An 18,595-nucleotide genomic window follows, 5' to 3' on the forward strand; every position below is an offset into this window, starting at 1 on the left:
GAAGCAGATGTCGCATCGAGCCGCCAGCTTCATGTGTCGATTCGGCGAGGTGCCGCTGGCTCGGTCGGAGGGGCGAAAACGCCGGTTGCACCGGGATCGGACGGAGAGCTGTTCTGTGCCGCGACAACCGCCCGGGCGTGAGCTGTGACGGTGGCGCCGTGGGCGCGGGCAAGCCGGGTCAGTTGGTGCCGGGCTTCGACGATCTCGAGGCGTTTGTACTCGGCGAGGATGCCGATCGCGGTGGCGACAACGGTGGTGCCCTCGAGAACCGTGTCGACGGAATCGGACACACCGGTGTGTTGGGCTCCCCGGATACCCGTGCTCAGAGCGATCGCGACGAGATTGGCCAAGATCTGCCCGAACTCACTCGGTTGGCCGGATTCGTTCCAGGGCTGCTCGGTGTGGATGACCAAGGCGCCGACCGGGGCGGACAGCGCTTTGATGGGATACGCACGAATGCCGCGGAGCCCTGCCGAGATCGCCCGCTTCTGATACTCCGGCCACCGGGTGTCGTCGGCGGTGGAGAGATCGGTGACGAGAGTGAGCGCGCCGTCACGCGCACTGCTCAGAGCCGGGCCGGTGGTGTTGAGTTCGAGATCCGCCCCGATCCCGGCGTGGCAGGCCTCGGCGACGATGTGGAGGTCATCTCCCGCAGTGGACCGGCGGTCATCGCGCAGCACGATCACGGCAGAGAATGCGTCGAAACCCTCGCGCGCATGGGTGACCACGGTCTGCAGCAGGGTCGGCAGATCGAAGTCGGTTGTCAGGGTTCCGGTCACATCGGCGATGGCGACCCGGTTCAGCGCATCGCTCATCGGTCAGCCCGGCGCATCTTCGGGGTCATGTGTCCTCCAGATCAGCTTCGTCACGCAGGTTCAGTCGGCGGGCCACCACGTCGTCGGACACGTCCTTGATGGAACGGCCGTGTTGGTAGGAATATGCACGCAGCCGGTCCAGTGCCTGGCCGGCCGGTATACCGAGCTGCACGGCAGCCATCCCGGACGCCAGATAAACCTGGGAACGAGAGAAGGCGCCTGGCGAATCGACCTGCGCCTGGCTGAGATTCTCGGCCGCGGCATCGGCGCCACCGGCGTCGTCCGTCCTCGCGAGGTACTCGTCCCAGTTCTGCCGGACGGTGAAAGCGGCGGTGGCCGCGATGGTCAGGGCTGCGTTGAGCTCGTCGACCGCCAGGGCCCCGGCGGTGCGGCGATACAGCTCGAGAACCCCAAGGGGCGTACCGCCTTCCACCACCGGGAACGCGAACACAGACCGCACACCGATGTCGAGGGCCTCGCCGGCGAACACCGGCCACCGCCCGGTGGCCGCCGAATCGCGCAAGTCTGGCAAGAGCTGGGTGTCGTGGTGATGGTAGGCATCGAGGCACGGGCCTTCACCGAGGGTGAACTGCAGTTCATCGATCTGTTGGGCAGTCGCATCGGTGGCGTAGACGAGGTCGCGGACCCGGCTCGAGCGGGTCAGCAGAGCAATGGCGGCTCCGTCGACGCCGGACAGACGCATCACCGTGTCGCAGAGCTGACTGACCCCGGTGAACACCGAAGTGTTGCCTGCCACGTTCTTGGTCGAACCGGCTTTGGATTGGTCGGGAACTGCGCCTTCACCGTCGGCCGGCGACCCTCTGTCAGAGGTGCCGTTCATCGTGCGCTCCCATCGCCTCCCTCAAACGTACTCGCAGGACCTTCGCCGCGTCTGCCCCTGATACGCCTGTCTGTCGGGGGTGGAGCTAAGCCATCTGGACGACTATCGCCACCGCCGCGGCGGCGAACAACAGCACCAAGATGATCAGCCCGATGATCAAAGCGATGCCGGTGGGAGGGAACCGGTTGCTGGTTCGCGGTTCGGAGTCCGACAGGCCTGACGTCTGTGGTGCATCAGGTGGCGTCGATCCCGGCGCCACCCCACCCCCCGCCTCGAGGCCAGGTGTGTTCGCCGGATCCGGGTTGGTCTCGTCGTGGACCGGCCCTGAGTTCTGGGTCATCGATCCTCGAGTTGTTCGGCCGATGCCCCCGCGTATCCCGAGCTGTTGTCCCAGTTGTCGGGTAGATCGCTGCCGTCTTTCGGGAGTTCGGTTGCGTCCGGAGCGGTGGTTCCGTCGAGTGCTGTGTCTGGCTCTTGCGGTGCTTCGTCGACTCCCGGGGTGGTGCCGGAAACGTCCTTCTTTGCGTCGGTCATCGTCTCTCACTTTCGTCTCGACTCGTCACCAGCGAGGATCTCGAAGGTGGTGGGGCCACGGACTACTGCTGGGCTCCCGTGAGGTGGGTAGTACCCGCGGTGGCGATGGCAAAACCTGGCTCGCCCGTCGGCTGACGTCTGCGCCGACGGCGTTCAGTGGCACCATGGAGGCCGTGACCACAGCATTGAAAACCGCAACCGCGACCCTGCACACCAATCACGGTGACATCAGAATCGCCCTGTTCGGTAACCACGCGCCCAAGACCGTCGCCAACTTCACCGGCCTCGCCGAAGGGTCGAAGGAGTACTCCAAGCCCAACGCTTCCGGCGGAGACGCCGGACCGTTCTACGACGGCGCGGTGTTCCACCGCATCATCTCGGGCTTCATGCTCCAGGGCGGCGATCCCACCGGGACCGGTATGGGCGGACCGGGCTACCAGTTCGAGGACGAGTTCCACCCGGAACTCACGTTCAACCAGCCGTACCTGCTGGCCATGGCGAACGCCGGACCCGGCACCAATGGGTCGCAGTTCTTCATCACCGTCGGCCCGACCCCTCACCTGAACCGCAAGCACACCATCTTCGGTGTCGTCGAGGACGAGGAGTCCCAGAAGGTCGTCAAGGCGATCGAGGCCGTCCCGACCGACCGTCGTGACCGTCCGCTGGACGACGTGATCATCGAAAAGGTCACCATCGAGTCCTGACAGACCGCCATTCGGTCGTGCCGAGCTCTGCTCAGATGAGGACTGTGTGACATCCCAGAACCCGCCGTCGCCGCCCACCCAGGTGTGCGTCCGGCATCCTGACCGGCTGACGGGTCTGGCGTGCAGCCGGTGCGGCCGTCCGGCATGTCCACAATGTCTCACCCCGGCCGCAGTCGGCCAGCACTGTGTCGACTGCGTCCGGGCATCCGGGCGAGACACTCCACGGGCAACCGTGGTCGGACCTCGGGGCATCGGGTCGAAGACCCCGTGGGCGACGTATGTGCTGCTCGCCGTCAACATCGCGGTGTTCGCGGCCACGGTGGCGCAGGCCGGCAGCTTCACCGAAGTCCGCGGCTCGCGGATCTTCTACGAGGGCGCGCTCTTCGGGCCCTTCCTCGCCGATGGCGAGTACTGGCGTCTGCTCACCGCCGGCTTCCTGCACTTCTCGTTGATTCATGTCGCGGTCAACATGTTCTCGCTGTACATCCTGGGCCGTGATGTCGAAATCACCCTGGGCACAGCACGTTTCGTAGGTATCTACCTGGCGTCGCTACTCGGTGGCAGCGCGATGGTCATGCTGTTCGAGAACCCGAACGCCATCAACGCCGGCGCTTCCGGAGCCATCTTCGGGCTGATGGGGGCCACGCTGGTGGTGGTGCTGCGGGCCAAGGTTCCGGCGGGGTTCGTACTGGGTGTGATCGGGCTGAACATCGTTCTCTCGCTGACCATCCCCAACATCTCCCTGTGGGCCCACCTCGGGGGGCTGGTCTTCGGCGCCGCCGCGGCCGCCGGGGTCCTCTACGGCCCCGGTCTTCTGCCCGCTCGCTCGCGTACCGCCCGTAACGTCGCCGCCGTCGGTTGGGCTTCGATTGCCGGGCTGATGGTGCTGGCGTTGCTGATCGGCGTCGTGCGCGCGGCAACACTCACGGTCTGATCTGCGACCGAAACGTCGAGCAGCTACTTTCTGGTCTCCACGGGCAATCCGGCTGCGCGTAGAGCATCTGCCACGTCCAGCGGATTGGTCCCGAGGTCCCACCGGCCGAAGATCACCAATCTTTCACCTTCGCCGGCCGCGGTGTCGTCGAGGTCGAACTCGAGATGCGGTACCTGGCGGCCGTAGCGCGAGTAGGTGAGCACCTGGGCGCGGCGCACCGCATCGAATGGGTATCTGCGCGCGCCCGTCACCGTGCGGATCTGGATCAGGTGTCCGTCGATGATGGCGAGCCTGGGCCGCACCACCAGCGCGATCGCGCCGAGCACCACCAACAACAGTGCCGCAATCGACATCAGCACCAGGCCGGCCGGGTCGGGAGCAGAGAACGCCGCTGCGCCGCCGAGGAGTATGCCGCCGACCACCATGACCGCGCCCATCGCAGCCGGAGTGGACCAGGCGAGAGAAGGCTGTGCCGAGTTATCCACAGGCCTTATCCACAGTGGGGATGAATTACACACATGTTGTTCAAGACTGTGGATGAACCATAATGCCTGGTCAGCGCCATTTCATGGTCATCAGGAGGCCGGCCACCATGAAACCGAAACCGATCAAGAAGTTCCATGGTCCCAACTCGTACATCCAGTTGAGGATCTTGCCGTCGGCGCCGAGCGACTCCGGGGTGGCAACCAGATAGAAGACGATCAGCCACAGCAGTCCCAGCACCATCAGGCCGAGCATGGTGGAGACGTACACCGGGCTCGACGGCCCGGTCTTCACCTTGACCGGTGTGCGGCTGGCGGGGTTGATCGTGTAATCGGTCTTCTTGCGGACCTTCGACTTGGGCATGGTTTCCTCGGTTCGCGGGCAAAAACGTCTCCCTATAACCTAGCCCACCTGGGATCGACGATGGGAGGCCCTCGCGTGCACCCAGGTATTGTTGACCACTGTGAATGAGCCACAGCCCGCGCGAATACTCGTGGTGGACAACTACGACAGCTTTGTCTACAACCTGGTCCAGTATCTGGGCCAGTTGGGTGTGCATGCGCAGGTGTGGCGCAACGACGATGCTCGGCTCGCCGACCCCGACGGTGCGATCAAGGATTTCGACGGTGTTCTGCTGTCGCCGGGACCTGGCACCCCTCAGCGCGCCGGCGCCACCATGCCTCTTGTGAAGGCTGCGGCCGACCAGGGCACCCCTCTGCTCGGAGTGTGTCTGGGCCATCAGGCGATCGGCGCGGCCTTCGGTGCCACCGTGGATCGGGCGCCAGAACTGCTGCACGGCAAGACGTCGTTGGTCACGCACGACGACGACGCGGATGGCGTTCTGGCGGGCCTGCCCAATCCGTTCACGGCAACCAGGTATCACTCCCTCACCGTGCTACCCGAGACGATTCCGGCCGAGATCCAGGTGACCGCGCACACCGAGAGCGGCATCGTGATGGCCATGAAGCACCGCGAACTCCCCATCCACGGTGTGCAGTTCCATCCGGAGAGCGTGCTGACCCAGGGCGGGCACCGGATGCTGGCGAACTGGCTGACCGTGTGCGGCATGACCGTCCCCGATGGACAGGTCAGCACCCTCGAAGCGCAGGTGGCCGCAGCGCTCGGCTGATGACACCCGGCCGATCCTCGGTATCGGATGGATCGGGGTGACTGCGGTCTTCCCGAGGTCAGGGAAGCAGGCTCGCCCGTCCGACCGTGATCGACACCGCCGCGTCCTTGCGGAGAAGACTGCCGGCAACGGGAGCCTGTTCGAGGACCTTCTCGTCGTCGGGACTGCCCAGCGGCACGTTGCGCTGCACGGTGGTGAGGGTGGTTCGTTCCCACCCCGCCGACGTCAGGATCGTCTGGGCCTGCGCCGCTGTTCGACCGCGCAGATCGGGCACCACGAACATGTTGCCCCGGCTGATCGTCACCTGCACGACGCTTCGCTCGTCGACGACCTCGCCGGCGTTCGGCGATGAGCTGATCACGGTGCCTGACGGCAGCTCCGAATCGGTGGCGACCACCGCTATGTCGAGGTTGAGCTGGTCGAGATTGGTTCGCGCCTGCGCCTCGCGCTGCCCGGTGAGGTCGGGGACGGTGACCTTGCGTGGGCCGGTGCCGACCTGGATGGTGATCAGCTCCGTGACCGCTTGCGTACTGCGTGCGGCAGGTGCGGTGGCGACCACTTTGTCCTTGAGGTCGGCGGTGGAGGGCACCTCGATCGACCGGGTGTTGGTGAATCCCAGATTCCCGAGCTCCGCCGTCGCCTGCGCCAACGTCCGACCACGCAGATCCGGGATCTGTTGGCGCAGAGGACCGGTCGACACGTACAGGGTGACCGTGGCTCCCTTGTCGACCTTCACGCCTTCACCCGGGGTGGTCCGGGTGGGTGCACCAACCGCGACGGTCGGGCTCGGCTCGTCGCGCTGGTTCACGCGGAAGCCCATCCGTTCGAGTTCGGCCTTTGCGTCCACCGCCGACATGTCGGTGACCCGGGGAATCGACACTTGTGGAGTCACATCCGACGCCCAGGGACGCAGCAGCAGCAGGCTCACGGCAGCGATCACCAAGGCCGCGAGCACACCGAATCCGGCGAACTTGAGAGCCTTGCGTCGCGTCTGCGAGTCGTCGTCGTCATCATCGCGGCGGTGACTGGTGCCCGCCGGCCCAACGCGAGAGACACGCGCCCGAGGACCGGTGTCGATCAGCGCGGTGCGGTCCTCGTCCGACATCACGATCGGGGCACTGGGTTTGCCGCCTGCGAGCACCTTCATCAGATCCGACCGCATCTCGGACGCCGATTGGTAGCGGTTGGCCGGGTTCTTGCTCATGGCCTTGAGAACCACGGAATCGAGCTCGTGCGGCACCCCCTCGCGGACCGACGACGGCGTCGGGGGATCTTCACGCACATGTTGGTAGGCAACGGCCACCGGTGAGTCGCCGGTGAACGGTGGTTCGCCGGTCAGCAGCTCGAACAGCACACAGCCCAGCGAGTAGACGTCGCTGCGGGCGTCGACGCTCTCGCCGCGGGCCTGCTCGGGTGACAGGTACTGAGCGGTGCCGATGACGGCCGCGGTCTGGGTCACGGAGTTGCCGGTGTCGGCCAGGACGCGGGCGATGCCGAAGTCCATCACCTTCACCGCGCCGGACTTGTCGATCATCACGTTCGCCGGCTTCACGTCCCGGTGGACGATGCCGTTCTGGTGTGAGAAGTGTAGTGCCGCAGCCACGTCAGCGACCCACGTCATCGCCTGTCGAGGCTTGATGTACCCCTCGGCGCGCAGAACGTCTCGCAAGGTTTCGCCGTCGACGAACTCCATCACGATGTACGGCAGCGGCCCCTCCGGGGTGGTGGCCTCGCCGGTGTCGAAGACCTGGACGATCGTCGGGTGATTGAGGGCCGCGGCATTCTGCGCCTCGCGCCGAAAGCGCAGGTAGAACGTGGGGTCGCGGGCCAGATCGGCACGCAACACCTTGATGGCCACATCGCGGTGCAGGAGCAGGTCACGCGCGAGGTGAACCTCGGACATACCGCCGAAACCGAGGGTCTCGCCCAGTTCGTATCGATCAGAGATCTGCCGGGGGTCGGCCATCAACCACCATCCTGTGGTTCGGGCTGCGCACTCGTACTGGCCTGTTCGTCGCCCTGGCCGAGCTGGTCATCGCTCTCCCGAGCCGGCAGGCCGGGGATCTGAATGCTCGGCAAGGTGAATCCACCGGTCGACGACTCGGTGGTCGTCGTCGTTTCCTCAGTGGTTGTCGTGGTCGTACGCGTTGTTGTGGTCGTGGTCTCTTCGGTGGTGGTTTCTTCGGTGGTCGTCGGCGGAGGCGTGGTGGTCCTCGTGGTTGTCGTTGTGGTCGGTGTCGTCGACCTCGTCGGGACGTCGCCGGTGGTGTCATCGGAGTTGAGGATCAGGAAGCCGACCAGGACCAGCGCACCGAGCAGCAAGAGTACGGCTGCGGCGGCGAGCGCCTTCTGCCCTGTGGACCAGCCGTCTTGGCGATCCACGGGCACCGGTGCGACCACGGCACGGTGCTGCGGCGGCGGCGTGGGACGGGTCGCGCCCGTCATCGGGGCCATCATCGCAGTGGCCGGTCGTGCGCCCGCTGCGGCCGCGGTACCCGGCAACGGCGCCCGGCGGCCGGCGCGCACGGCAGCCACCGCATCGGCGAACTCCCCGCCATCGGCGTACCGCTGTTTGGGGTCCTTCGCGATGGTGATCTCGATCAGTTCCCGGACGTTAACCGGGAGGTCGGTCGGAAGTGGTGGTGCCTCTTCGCGGATGTGCTTCATCGCCACGGTGATGGCGCCGTCACCCAGGAACGGACGGCGGCCTGCGATCGCCTCATAGCCGACGATACCGAGTGAGTACACATCGGACGCGGCGGTTGCGTCTTCGCCGAGCGCCTGCTCAGGCGAGATGTATTGCGCTGTGCCCATGACCATTCCGGTCTGGGTGACCGGCGCCGCATCCACTGCCTTGGCGATACCGAAGTCGGTGATCTTCACCCGCCCGGTGGGAGTGATGAGGATGTTTCCGGGCTTGACGTCGCGGTGCACGAGACCGGCGTCGTGGGCGGCCTTGAGCGCACGGCCGGTCTGCTCGAGCATGTCGAGGGAGTTGTTCAGTGACAGCCGGCCGACACGGGAGAGCACCGCGTTGAGCGGCTCCCCGTTGACCAATTCCATCACCAGATAGGCCACCGAACCCGCACCCGGATCCTGCGCCTCGCCGTAGTCGAAGACGTTGGCGATCCCGGGGTGGTTCAGCTGCGCGGTGGTCCGGGCCTCGGTGCGGAACCGCTCGAGGAACTCGGGGTCGTCGGAGAACTCGGCCTTGAGGACCTTGACGGCCACGCGTCGATCGAGCCTGGTGTCCATGGTTTCCCACACCTGGCCCATGCCTCCGGTCGCGATCAACCGCATCAGCCGATACCGGCCTGCGATGGTCGTGCCACCCTGCAAACTCACCCGGTCACCTCTCACCTGCGAGCGCGTTGATCACGGCACGCCCGATAGGGGCGGCTGACGAGCCGCCCGTTGCCTGTAGTCCGCCGTCGCCGTTCTCGACGATCACCGCCACCGCCACCTTGGCATTGCTCGAGGGACCGAACGCGATATACCAGGCGTAGGGGGTCTCATCGGTGCCTTGGGTGTTGGAGTGCTCGGCGGTGCCGGTCTTCGATGCGATCGACACCGGCCCGCCGGATCCGCGGGTGTTGCGTTCGGAGTCGATCATCATCTCGGTCAGGGTCGCAGCGGTCTGAGCGCTGATCGGCTCGTTGAGCGAGTTGGGCCGGGTGGTGTTCAGGGTCTTGAGGTCCGGACCCTGCAACTTGTCCACGAGGTACGGCTGCATGCGAACCCCACCGTTGGCGATGGTCGCGGCGATCATCGCGTTCTGTAGTGGGGTGAACCGCACATCACGTTGGCCGATGGAGCTCTGGCCGAGAGCGGCGAGGTCAGGGATCGGGCCGACCGACGATTCGGAGACGGGCAGCGGGGTGTCGGGTAGTTCGGTATCGACACCGAAAGCGTTGGCCTGGTTCTTGACCGCTTCGATCGGGTTCTGCAGTTTCTCGGTGGACAGTTGCACAAACGCTGTGTTGCACGAGTATTCGAGGGCCTGGTGCATAGTCACCTGGCCACCGCTGGAGTCTGGGCAGGTCTGACCGCCGTAGTTGGTCAGTCCGGTCTCGGTCTGCGGCAGCGTGTAACTGCTTGCCGCCGTAAGGCGTTCGTCTTGGCCGATGCCCTGCTCGAGCGCAGCGGCAGCGGTGATCACCTTGAACGTCGAACCAGGTGGGTAGGTCTCGTTCAGGGCCCGGTTGAGCATCGGCTGGAACCCGGTCGAATCCTCGGTGGGATTCCACGCGGCCCAGGCGTCTTCACGGACGGTGGTGTCGTGGCTGGCCAGCAGGTTGGGGTCGTAACTCGGTGTGGATACCATCGCCAGGATCGCGCCGGTGTTCGGTGCGAGCGCCACCACGGCTCCGCGGCAGCCGCCGTTGCAGCCCTTGTTCATCTCGTCGAAGGCGATCTGCTGCGCCCGCGGGTCGATGGTGGTGATCACGTTGCCCCCGCGTGGATCACGACCGGAGAACATGTCGGCGAAACGCTGTCCGAACAGCCGGTCGTCGTTGCCGTTGAGGATGGAATCCTCGGCCTGCTCGAGTCCCGAACTCGCGTACTGGAACGAGTAGTAACCGGTGACCGGTGCGAAGGCAGGCGCCCACGGTCCCGGATAGGTGCGCAGGTACTTGAGCCGGTCATCGGTGGGCACCGACTGCGCGATCACGTCCTGGCCGGCGGTGATCTGGCCGCGCTGACGCGAGTACTCGTCGAGGAGCACCCTCTGATTGCGTGGGTCGGCCCGCAGGTTGTCGGCCTTGAACACCTGCACGTAGGTGGCGTTGGCGAGCAGCACGAGGATGATCACCATGACCGCGATGACCACGCGGCGGATGGGAATGTTCATGAGCGCTTGACCATCTCGGTGGGCGCATCGGCGATGGGCGTCGACTTCTTCTTGGTCGGATCGGGCTCACGTGCGGCGTTGGACACGCGGATAAGCAACGCGACCAGGATGTAGTTCGCCAGCAGCGATGAGCCGCCGTAGGACATGAACGGCGTGGTCAGGCCGGTCAGCGGGATCAGCTTGGTCACGCCGCCGACCACCACGAAGATCTGCACCGCGATCGTGAACGACAACCCGGTGGCGAGGAGCTTGCCGAAGCTGTCACGAACGGCGATGCCGGTGCGCAGACCCCGGACGATCAACACCAGATAGAGCAGGAGGATCGCCGCGAGTCCCACCAGGCCGAGCTCTTCGCCGATGGTCGCGATGATGAAGTCGGTGTTGGCAAACGGCACGATGTTGGGCCGGCCCGAACCCAGACCGGTGCCGAACAGACCGCCGGTGGCCAGGCCGAACAGGCTTTGGCCGACTTGGTAGCCCTGGCCGTAGAAGTCGCTGAACGGGTCCTGCCACACCGCGACACGCACCTGCAGATGTGAGAACAGCTGGTAGGCGACCAGTGCGCCCAGGGCGAACAGGCTGACGCCGATGATCAGCCAGCTCACCCGCTCGGTCGCCACGTACAGCATCACCAGCATGGTCGAGAAGATCAGGAGAGAGGTGCCGAGGTCGGCCTCGAACGCGAGGACGCCGATGGAGATGATCCACGCGGCGAGCAGCGGGCCGAGGTCGCGAGCGCGGGGTAGGTCCATACCGAGAAAATGCTTACCCGCGGTGGTGAACAGATCACGCTTGGACACCAGCAACGACGCGGTGAAGATGATGATCAGGATCTTCGAGAATTCGCCTGGCTGGATGTTGAACAGCGGGGTGCGAATCCAGATCTTGGAACCGTTGATCTCCGACATCGACGACGGCAGGATCGCCGGGATGGCCAGGAAGATCAGACCGCTCAGGCCCAGCAGGTAGCTGTACCGCGACAGCGTCCGGTGGTCGCGGATCAGGATCAGGATGGCCGCGAACGCGATGATGCCGAGGACGGCCCACAGAACCTGCTGATCGGCGTCGTTGGTGCGGTCGATGGGGTTGGCGGTCTCACCGTTCTGACCGGTCCCGAGGTCGAGGCGATGGATCAGGACGAGCCCGAGACCGTTGATGGTGGCCACCAGCGGCAGGATCAGCGGATCGGCGTAGGGCGCGAATCGCCGTACGACGAGGTGGGCGAAACCGTAGAGCAGGACGTAGGCGGCCATGTACTTGGCCAGTTCCCAGGTGATGCTCTGCGACTGCGCAGCCTCGACCAGGATGAGCGCGGTGAAGACGATGATCGTCGACAGGCCGAGCAACACCAGTTCGGAGTTGCGGCCTGTGTAGTTGCGGATCGGCCCGGAAGCCGGTGTCTGTGTGACGGCGGCCTGTGACATCAGCGCCCCCGACAGTTTTCCGGGGCCGTGACGGGCGGCGTGGTGGTGGACGTCAGCGGAGGCTGCGTGCTGGCACTGCCCGACTGCGGGAGCACCGGCGCGGGCTGTCCCGGTGTGGCCGGCGGCGGTACAGGACTCTCGGTACCCGGAGCGGGGGGCTGGGCCGGGCCCGGGGTGACGCCCTCGGCCGAGGCGGACTCCTCTTCGGGACACAACGGCACTAGGTTGTCCATCAGGTTTCGGACCTGTTCCTCGGCATCGTCGAGAGGCACGGGGTCGCGGCCTTCGAGCGAGGCGGGCGCCGTGCCGGTGAGGTCGGACACCTTCAGGGGTACGCAGTTCTCGGGACGATTGTTGTAGTCGGCGATGGTGACCGTCGGCCTGTCGGTGTCCATGGCTCCGGTGCAGGTGATCTTGCTCAGCTCGTGCAGGCTCAAGCCCAGGAATGACCCCTGCAATCCGCGGTAGAGCACCACCTCGCCGTTGTCGGCGCTGACGTAGTAGTTCGAACGGACGATCGCCCGGCCCACGAAGACACCGGCGATGAGGACGGCGATCACGGCAAGGGCAATACCACCGAGGATCCATTTACGACGCGGGTGTGCTTGCGGCGGTTCGGGTTCGGGGGTTCCGATGGTCGGTCGCCGGGGCGACTGGGCAGGCGGACGCAGCGCGGCCGCACGACCGGCCGAGGTACGCGGATCGGGGACGTACTCCTGGTCGTCGCCTCCGGCCGCGCCGCCGACGATCGGCTGGCTGTCGCCGTAATCCACATCGACGACGTCGGCGACCACGACGGTGACGTTGTCGGGGCCACCGCCACGCAGGGCCAGCTCGATGAGCCGGTCGGCGCAGTCGCGGTAGTTCTCCACCGACGTCATGGTGTCGGCGATGGTCTCTTCGCTGACCACATCGGACAGGCCGTCGCTGCACAGGAGATAGCGGTCGCCGGCGCGGGCTTCGCGCACCGTCAGCGTGGGCTCGACCTCCGTACCGGTGAGCGCACGCATGATCAACGACCGTTGCGGATGTGTGTGTGCTTCTTCGGCCGTGATCCGGCCTTCTTCGACAAGGGTCTGAACGAACGTGTCGTCGCGGGTGATCTGGGTGAGCTGGCCGTCGCGCAGCAGATAGCCGCGTGAATCGCCGATGTGGCACAGACCCAGGCGCGAGCCCGCGAAGAGGATGGCGGTGAGGGTGGTGCCCATGCCGTCGAGTTCGGGGGCCTCGGCAACCTGGTCGGCTATCGCCTCGTTGCCGTGGCGGGTGGCCTCTTCGAGTTTCGCCAGGAGGTCGCCGCCGGGCTCGTCGTCGTCGAGGGGACGTAGTGCCTGGATGACCAGCTGGCTGGCCACCTCACCGGCCGCGTGGCCGCCCATGCCGTCGGCAAGGGCCAGCAATCGGGCACCGGCGTATACGGAGTCTTCGTTGTTCGCACGGACCAAGCCGCGGTCGCTACGCGCGATATAGCGCAACACCAGGGTCACGGGCGCAACTCAATCACGGTTTTGCCCACCCTGACCGGAGTTGCGAGCGGCACGCGCACAGCGGTGGTGACCTTCGCACGGTCGAGGTAGGTGCCGTTGGTGGAGCCGAGGTCTTCGACATACCAGTCATCTCCCCGGCGGATCAGCCGGGCGTGGCGCTCGGAGGCGTACTCGTCGGTGAGAACCAGGGTCGAGTCGTCGGCGCGGCCGAGCAACACCGGTTGGGTGCCGAGCGTGATCCTCGTGTTGGCCAGGGCCCCATGGGTGACCACGAGATATCTGGCCCCGCCTTTCACCTTGGCGGGGGACCCGCCGCGGTTGCGGCGTTCGTAGCGCGTCATGGGTCGCTGGCCGGTGGCGGCGTACACATCGGTGCGGATGACCCGCAGTACTGCCCACACCAGGAGCCACAGCAGCAGCAAGAAGCCGACACGCGTCAGTTGCAGCACTATGCCCTGCACGCTTTTCCACCTCCTGGGCCAGCCATCAACGTCCAGTGCATCTTATGGCCCAGTGTCGCCCCATCACGCATTCGGATGTCTCACTTGTGCATCGAGCAGCTGTGAGCCACGCGGATCGAGGGAGCGCGCTACTGGGTAGTGACGGTTTGTGCGGGCGTCACTGGAAACGGACGGTGATGTCCGAATGCCCCACGCGGATCCGGTCACCGTCTGCGAGTTCCCAGCTGCTGACCTGGACATCGTTGACCGTAGTGCCGTTCGTGGAGTTGAGGTCGTTGAGGAGGGCGCTCGAGCCGTCCCAGCGGATCTCGACGTGGCGACGGGAAACACCGGTGTCGGGCAGACGGAACTGGGCGTCCTGGCCGCGGCCGATGACATTCGAGCCGTTGCGCAGTTGGAACGTGCGGTTGCTGCCGTCTTCGAGCAGCAGCGTGATCGCCGTCGGTGCGTACGCGGCGGGAGCGCCGTAGCCGGGAGCCTGGGCGTACCCGGGCTGCTGGTCGTAGCCACCTTGCTGGTCGTACCCGCCCTGTTGCGGGTATCCCTGCGCGTAGCCGGCCTGCTGGTTGTATGCACCCTGCTGGTCGTACTCGTTCTGGCTGTACCCGGGCTGCTGGTAGCCGCCCTGGTCGTAACCCTGCTGGTCGTATCCGGGCTGCTGGTAGCCGCCCTGGTCGTAACCCTGCTGGTAGTTGCGCGGGTCGTAGCCCTGCTCCTGGTTGGCCGGCGGCTGGGCGTACCCACCCTGGTTGTAGCCCTGCTGGTCGTGGCCGCCCTGCTGGTAGGCGCCCTGGTCGTACCCGGCCTGGTCGTAGCCACCGTGCTGGTCGTAACCGCGTTGGTCATAGCCACGCTGGTCGTAACCCTGCTGGTCGTAGCCGGCCTGGTTGTAGCCCTGCTGGTCGTAGCCACCCTGCTGGCTGTACGCCTGCACACCGTCGCCGGAGTTGTCCTGGCCCTGTTCGTAGGGCTGCTGGCTGTAGGCCGCCTGCGGTGGGTAGGAGCCCTGTTCGTAACCTCCGCGGGGGTCGTATCCGGAGTTCTGCGTCATGGGAGTGGCTCCTACTTGTGGGTTTCGGTTTGGCGCCGCGGGCGGCGGATGGGGCAACGGCGGCCCTGATTGATCTGGAGGACGATGGCCTGCTTGTTGCACAGGCATCGGCCGGACGTCCGGATTAACCGTGCCCCGCGCCCGGAACTGACCGGTGTGCAGGGTGGGTGAGTGGGAGAACTCGACCACCACGTCACCGTATGTCTGCCATCCGTTGTCACGGATGAAATTCTCGAGATGCTTGGAGAAGGTCTTCCGGTTGAGCTCGTACTCGGCAACCATCTCGCGGTGGTCGGTGGAGCTGACCACCAGGTTGTAGGCGTTCGGGGCGAGCTTGCCGCCGTCGCCGAGGTCTTCCAAGTTGTCTTCCGCTTCGCGTTGCAGAGCGTTCTCGACCTCTTGCGGGGCGACCTTGCCGCCGAAGACCCGGGCGAAGCCGTCATCTACCGCACCTTCGAGTTTGCGTTCGATTCTTTGCAGAATCCCCACTACCGACGACCTCCCTTCGAGTTCTCAGCGTGTCGGCGTGCCAATCGTGCTGTTTGATGATAGCGACTCACACCCCGCGTTGGACACTCCAGGCGGAACTTCTGCACCGTCCGCCACAGATGTCCCAGTAGACGCCTGGTGTCCGTTTCGGCCGAATACGTGGGCTGATCGGCCCGAATGGGCCCAGCCGAAAGCTGTGCGGGAAGTGACGTACAACTCATTTGATCGCACGTGCCTCTGACGTGCCGCGTGTTCGACCCGTCACCCTCACGGTCCAGAGCTGCCGATTTCTGACGCAGGGCCGGCCCATGTTACCGTTTTCCAGTTCGTTTGAAGACCGACGAGCAGCCACGGGCGAGTGGCGGAATGGCAGACGCGCTGGCTTCAGGTGCCAGTGTCCTTCGGGACGTGGGGGTTCAAGTCCCCCTTCGCCCACAGATAGCAGTTCAGCTCAATGCGGTACAGAGGTCAGGTTGCAGAAATGCGGCCTGACCTCTTTGCTTTCAGGATCCGCCGGGCCCCGCGGCGTGTGGAATGCGCTAATCAAGACACTCGAGACCCCTTTAAAGGACGCTCCGGGGGCCGCCCGTTCAGGACAGTGCGGTCAACAATGATGATCATCTTTACCAACACGCTGAGAACGAAACCGCCCGTACGTAGCCGCAAATCTCGAGATCAGGCTCGCGCGGGCGCTATCTACACCCCCGACAGGCTCGGGAGGTTGCTGAACCGCCCGATGAGGCGAGCCGAATCTTCTTCCACAACCGCTCCCAGTCGGCCCCGAGGACGTTCGCAATGCAGTAGCGAAGTCGAAGTCGGGTTTGCTGCAACCGCTACAAAAATGGTGAGACATGACCCGGGCGCGGGCTCAGATCTGGCCGCCTTCGAAGGCGCGACGTCTCAACTCATGTTGGTGGCCAACAAGTTCCGACCGCGTTTGATCAACTGCTGCTGACGGCATGTACGTCGACAAGTAGCTCTCGGGAGTGACTGCTGCGCAGACACTTTTGCGGCTCGACCGCACTCATCGCACCCCGAGCGGAGGGTTGAAGCGCAAGACGTTTGGTCGAAGGTGAATTGCTTACTCGGATTGCTCGCGAATCTCCCGCAGATATTTGCGGTATTCGGAACGGAGTTTGTCGTAGCGCTCGTCAGTTACTGAGGACAGATATGACACCGCGTCACCAGACCACACATAGCTCGCAGCGTTGCTGTGCTTCCACGAATACCGTCGCTTGTCGCGCAGCGACTCTTTCCAGCAGATCGCCTGGTGGTCATAACTGTTGATTGCACGGCCCTTTCGCTTGTCGTTCACTCGCTGGATCAGTTCTGTCGCGCTGTAGGGATGCGTTTGATTGGGGTCAGTCTTTTGGATTGCGATCTGCCCGTCTGCGGTTTGGGACACCGCGACCACGAGATCCGCACTCGTCATTTTCTTCTCTGACCGCAGGTGGATGTCGTAAACGACCGCCACCCGCGCCATGTCCGCGCCGCTGGCCTCTGCATCGTCCATAAGATCGCGTAGCTCGTTGATGAAGTCCTCCACCTCGGTAACCATTGTCGAATTTTTGTCGGCCCTCATAAACTGGACCGCATCAGCCGGCGCCGTCGCGCCGAGCGGCAGCAGCTGCCATGTCATAGAGTCGGCGAGGTCCTTTTTGAACCTCGCGAGCACAAAGTCGCGGTAGTTCAGAACATTCTGCTGGAGGAACGGATGGATTACCGACCCGAGCCCCCGCGCGTTGTATAAGTGGATTGCCCGGTCGCGGTATTCGGTGAGCGACTTAATGTTGACAGTCGTTGCGGTGCCGTCAACACTGTCCGGCCACAGTGCCTGCGCGTTCACGCGCCTGAGGGCTTCATCGATCGAGATCGACAGGTATCGCTGACCCGGCTTCTTCGGGTAGAAGATCGACTGACGCTCCTGCCGCAGGGTCGCCTTCAGCGCGAGCTCCCACGCGTTGACCACCAGCATCACGGTGACCTCGTCGCGGTAGGTCATCTGCGGCTTGTTGTAGACCTCGACGGCAGCGAGCATCGCTGCGAGCGAATTGTCGACTAGTCGTTTGATCGAAACGTACGGTGCACCCACGGGCTTCCTCCGCTTCCTCGGGGAGAACGCGGCCAGTCCGCATCGCAGAGAAGAGTACCGGCGGTCACCGGAACTGGGTTCCAGTTACCGCCGACGAAGGACTTGATCAATCCTTTCGAATAATGGCGTCCGCTATCTGCTCGGCAACCTCATCTATGTCGACATCGGAATTGTTATGCGCTAGCTTGTCGGCCAATGACGGGCTGTACTTGCGGACGTCCTCTGCGGTCACCTTGTGCCAGATCGGCAGCATCGTCTGCTCACCAGCTACTGTGCGCGTGACAAGTCCGTCGAGTTCATGATTTGTCCACGCCTTCGCGAAGAAGGCCGGCGAGAGAATGACCACGCCGAAGCGGCTCGATCGGATGCCCTCGTCGATCTTGCGTCGCAGACTGTCGCCGATCCTGATCTCGGTCTTGTCCAGCCACACTCTGACCCCGAGGCTAGTCAGAGCATCACGCAGCGGCACCGCGACCGATTCCTTGTCCTCGGTCGCGTGCGACAGGAAGACGTCCCAGGTCTGGCCGCCGAAAGGGTCGTCGCTCGGCTCGACTGGGTCGCGGACCTCGACGTTCCGGCCGGGCTCGGCTGCTGGCGTAACGTCGGTAGATTCCCGCGTGGCGGCGGCCCGAGTCCCACGCTAGCGCGCATTTTCCCGCCATAGCCGCCCAGGTCGACGACGACACCCGACCTCCCGCTGCGCGAAATGGTCGGGCGCGCGGGCGACTTTGTAGCGAGCCCGCCGATGTAGCTGTACCGGTGGCCCGCCTTGTAAGAGCGGTATTGCGAAGCCGTCAGGAGCTGGACGTTGGCCTTTTAGTCCAGCGTGACGACCGCGACCGCGCCCTTGTTTTAATGACCAAGGTCGTAGTGCAGGTGCTGCACGGCGGCGCCTACTTCTTGTCCTGCGGCGGGAACGGGTCGTTGCCCCGCGCCGCCGTGGCAGAGTTCTGCTCCGCCTCGTTCTTCGCCACCTCATCCACGGGCAACTGCTGTTGGCTCGAATCGGCAGCCAGCTCCTCGAGAACCCTGACCGACATTCCAAGTTCGCGCAGGATTGCCAACACAGTGAAGATTCCCGGCTCAGCAGTCGCCCCCCGCTCAATTTTGCGTAGAGCTGGGAGCGAAAGCCCGGCTTTCTGCGCGAGTCGTTCTTGGCTCAGCCCCCGTGCCAAGCGCCCAGTCTTCAATCGTTCGCGGAGTGCCTCTCCAGCCGAGAGCCAGTCTTCGGCGGAGAGTTTCTGGCGCGACATAGTTCCAATCTAGTGCTAATACAGTAGCGCTACTATAAGGTCTACT

At 64.8% G+C, this 18,595-nt stretch carries 20 protein-coding genes and 1 tRNA gene; 4 read left to right on the plus strand and 17 right to left on the minus strand.

Annotated features, from left to right (window positions below):
- Positions 1–29: 29 nt before the first annotated feature.
- From ACVWY6_RS16530 to ACVWY6_RS16545, 4 genes are all read right to left on the minus strand, one after another.
- Entirely contained in the window at positions 30–815 is a 786-nt protein-coding gene (locus ACVWY6_RS16530; protein WP_457539475.1) for a GAF domain-containing protein, read from the minus strand.
- 25 nt (positions 816–840) lie between these two features.
- Positions 841–1,656 (minus strand): GAF domain-containing protein, encoded by an 816-nt coding sequence (locus ACVWY6_RS16535; protein ID WP_457539477.1) that lies wholly within the window; start codon positions 1,654–1,656, stop codon positions 841–843.
- A gap of 85 nt (positions 1,657–1,741) precedes the next feature.
- On the minus strand, positions 1,742–1,996 hold the full coding sequence (locus ACVWY6_RS16540) for a DUF6480 family protein (RefSeq protein ID WP_051721189.1): 255 nt from the start codon (positions 1,994–1,996) through the stop codon (positions 1,742–1,744).
- On the minus strand, positions 1,993–2,190 hold the full coding sequence (locus ACVWY6_RS16545; RefSeq protein ID WP_099382823.1) for a hypothetical protein: 198 nt from the start codon (positions 2,188–2,190) through the stop codon (positions 1,993–1,995). The genes ACVWY6_RS16540 and ACVWY6_RS16545 overlap by 4 nt, the downstream gene beginning before the upstream one ends.
- Before the next feature lie 164 nt (positions 2,191–2,354).
- Between ACVWY6_RS16545 and ACVWY6_RS16550 the strand changes: the two genes are divergently transcribed.
- Positions 2,355–2,894: a peptidylprolyl isomerase gene (locus tag ACVWY6_RS16550; protein WP_023959064.1), complete on the plus strand. Its 540-nt coding sequence runs from the start codon at positions 2,355–2,357 to the stop codon at positions 2,892–2,894.
- Between the two features lie 46 nt (positions 2,895–2,940).
- Complete coding sequence (locus ACVWY6_RS16555; RefSeq protein ID WP_457539478.1) at positions 2,941–3,828, plus strand: rhomboid family intramembrane serine protease; 888 nt, start codon at positions 2,941–2,943, stop codon at positions 3,826–3,828.
- A 23-nt stretch (positions 3,829–3,851) separates the two neighbouring features.
- On the opposite strand, the gene ACVWY6_RS16560 is transcribed toward ACVWY6_RS16555, so the two are convergent.
- Positions 3,852–4,313 (minus strand): PH domain-containing protein, encoded by a 462-nt coding sequence (locus ACVWY6_RS16560; RefSeq protein WP_457539479.1) that lies wholly within the window; start codon positions 4,311–4,313, stop codon positions 3,852–3,854.
- 70 nt (positions 4,314–4,383) lie between these two features.
- Positions 4,384–4,674, minus strand: coding sequence for a cell division protein CrgA (gene crgA / locus ACVWY6_RS16565; RefSeq protein WP_023959067.1), 291 nt, complete (start codon positions 4,672–4,674; stop codon positions 4,384–4,386).
- Between the two features lie 100 nt (positions 4,675–4,774).
- On the opposite strand from crgA, the gene ACVWY6_RS16570 reads away from it, so the two are divergent.
- Positions 4,775–5,440 (plus strand): aminodeoxychorismate/anthranilate synthase component II, encoded by a 666-nt coding sequence (locus ACVWY6_RS16570; protein WP_030167098.1) that lies wholly within the window; start codon positions 4,775–4,777, stop codon positions 5,438–5,440.
- A gap of 58 nt (positions 5,441–5,498) precedes the next feature.
- Here the strand turns inward: ACVWY6_RS16570 and pknB are convergent, their stop codons facing one another.
- The 7 genes from pknB to ACVWY6_RS16605 form a co-directional block, all read right to left on the minus strand.
- Complete coding sequence (gene pknB, locus ACVWY6_RS16575) at positions 5,499–7,406, minus strand: Stk1 family PASTA domain-containing Ser/Thr kinase (protein WP_457539482.1); 1,908 nt, start codon at positions 7,404–7,406, stop codon at positions 5,499–5,501.
- Positions 7,406–8,785, minus strand: coding sequence for a protein kinase domain-containing protein (locus ACVWY6_RS16580; RefSeq protein ID WP_457539484.1), 1,380 nt, complete (start codon positions 8,783–8,785; stop codon positions 7,406–7,408). The genes pknB and ACVWY6_RS16580 overlap by 1 nt, the downstream gene beginning before the upstream one ends.
- 4 nt (positions 8,786–8,789) lie before the next feature.
- Entirely contained in the window at positions 8,790–10,292 is a 1,503-nt protein-coding gene (locus ACVWY6_RS16585; RefSeq protein ID WP_062796044.1) for a peptidoglycan D,D-transpeptidase FtsI family protein, read from the minus strand.
- Positions 10,289–11,716 (minus strand): FtsW/RodA/SpoVE family cell cycle protein, encoded by a 1,428-nt coding sequence (locus tag ACVWY6_RS16590; protein ID WP_457539486.1) that lies wholly within the window; start codon positions 11,714–11,716, stop codon positions 10,289–10,291. The genes ACVWY6_RS16585 and ACVWY6_RS16590 overlap by 4 nt, the downstream gene beginning before the upstream one ends.
- Positions 11,716–13,203, minus strand: coding sequence for a PP2C family protein-serine/threonine phosphatase (locus ACVWY6_RS16595; RefSeq protein WP_023955256.1), 1,488 nt, complete (start codon positions 13,201–13,203; stop codon positions 11,716–11,718). Before ACVWY6_RS16595 ends, ACVWY6_RS16590 begins: the two co-directional genes overlap by 1 nt.
- A complete protein-coding gene (locus tag ACVWY6_RS16600; protein WP_030167109.1) occupies positions 13,200–13,664 on the minus strand; it encodes an FHA domain-containing protein FhaB/FipA in 465 nt (154 codons plus the stop codon). The genes ACVWY6_RS16595 and ACVWY6_RS16600 overlap by 4 nt, the downstream gene beginning before the upstream one ends.
- Before the next feature lie 157 nt (positions 13,665–13,821).
- Complete coding sequence (locus ACVWY6_RS16605; protein WP_457539489.1) at positions 13,822–15,204, minus strand: FhaA domain-containing protein; 1,383 nt, start codon at positions 15,202–15,204, stop codon at positions 13,822–13,824.
- 352 nt (positions 15,205–15,556) lie between these two features.
- Here ACVWY6_RS16605 and ACVWY6_RS16610 point away from each other — a divergent pair.
- Positions 15,557–15,639: transfer RNA gene (locus tag ACVWY6_RS16610), tRNA-Leu, on the plus strand.
- Between the two features lie 646 nt (positions 15,640–16,285).
- On the opposite strand, the gene ACVWY6_RS16615 is transcribed toward ACVWY6_RS16610, so the two are convergent.
- From ACVWY6_RS16615 to ACVWY6_RS16630, 4 genes are all read right to left on the minus strand, one after another.
- Positions 16,286–17,296 (minus strand): DUF3644 domain-containing protein, encoded by a 1,011-nt coding sequence (locus ACVWY6_RS16615; protein WP_457539491.1) that lies wholly within the window; start codon positions 17,294–17,296, stop codon positions 16,286–16,288.
- A 106-nt stretch (positions 17,297–17,402) separates the two neighbouring features.
- Positions 17,403–17,765, minus strand: coding sequence for a toll/interleukin-1 receptor domain-containing protein (locus ACVWY6_RS16620; RefSeq protein ID WP_457539493.1), 363 nt, complete (start codon positions 17,763–17,765; stop codon positions 17,403–17,405).
- A complete protein-coding gene (locus ACVWY6_RS16625; RefSeq protein ID WP_457540187.1) occupies positions 17,744–18,094 on the minus strand; it encodes a DUF1883 domain-containing protein in 351 nt (116 codons plus the stop codon). The genes ACVWY6_RS16620 and ACVWY6_RS16625 overlap by 22 nt, the downstream gene beginning before the upstream one ends.
- 95 nt (positions 18,095–18,189) lie before the next feature.
- A complete protein-coding gene (locus ACVWY6_RS16630; protein ID WP_457539494.1) occupies positions 18,190–18,549 on the minus strand; it encodes a helix-turn-helix domain-containing protein in 360 nt (119 codons plus the stop codon).
- Positions 18,550–18,595 lie beyond the last annotated feature (46 nt).

The sequence above is a fragment of the Williamsia sp. R60 genome (genome assembly GCF_054063855.1).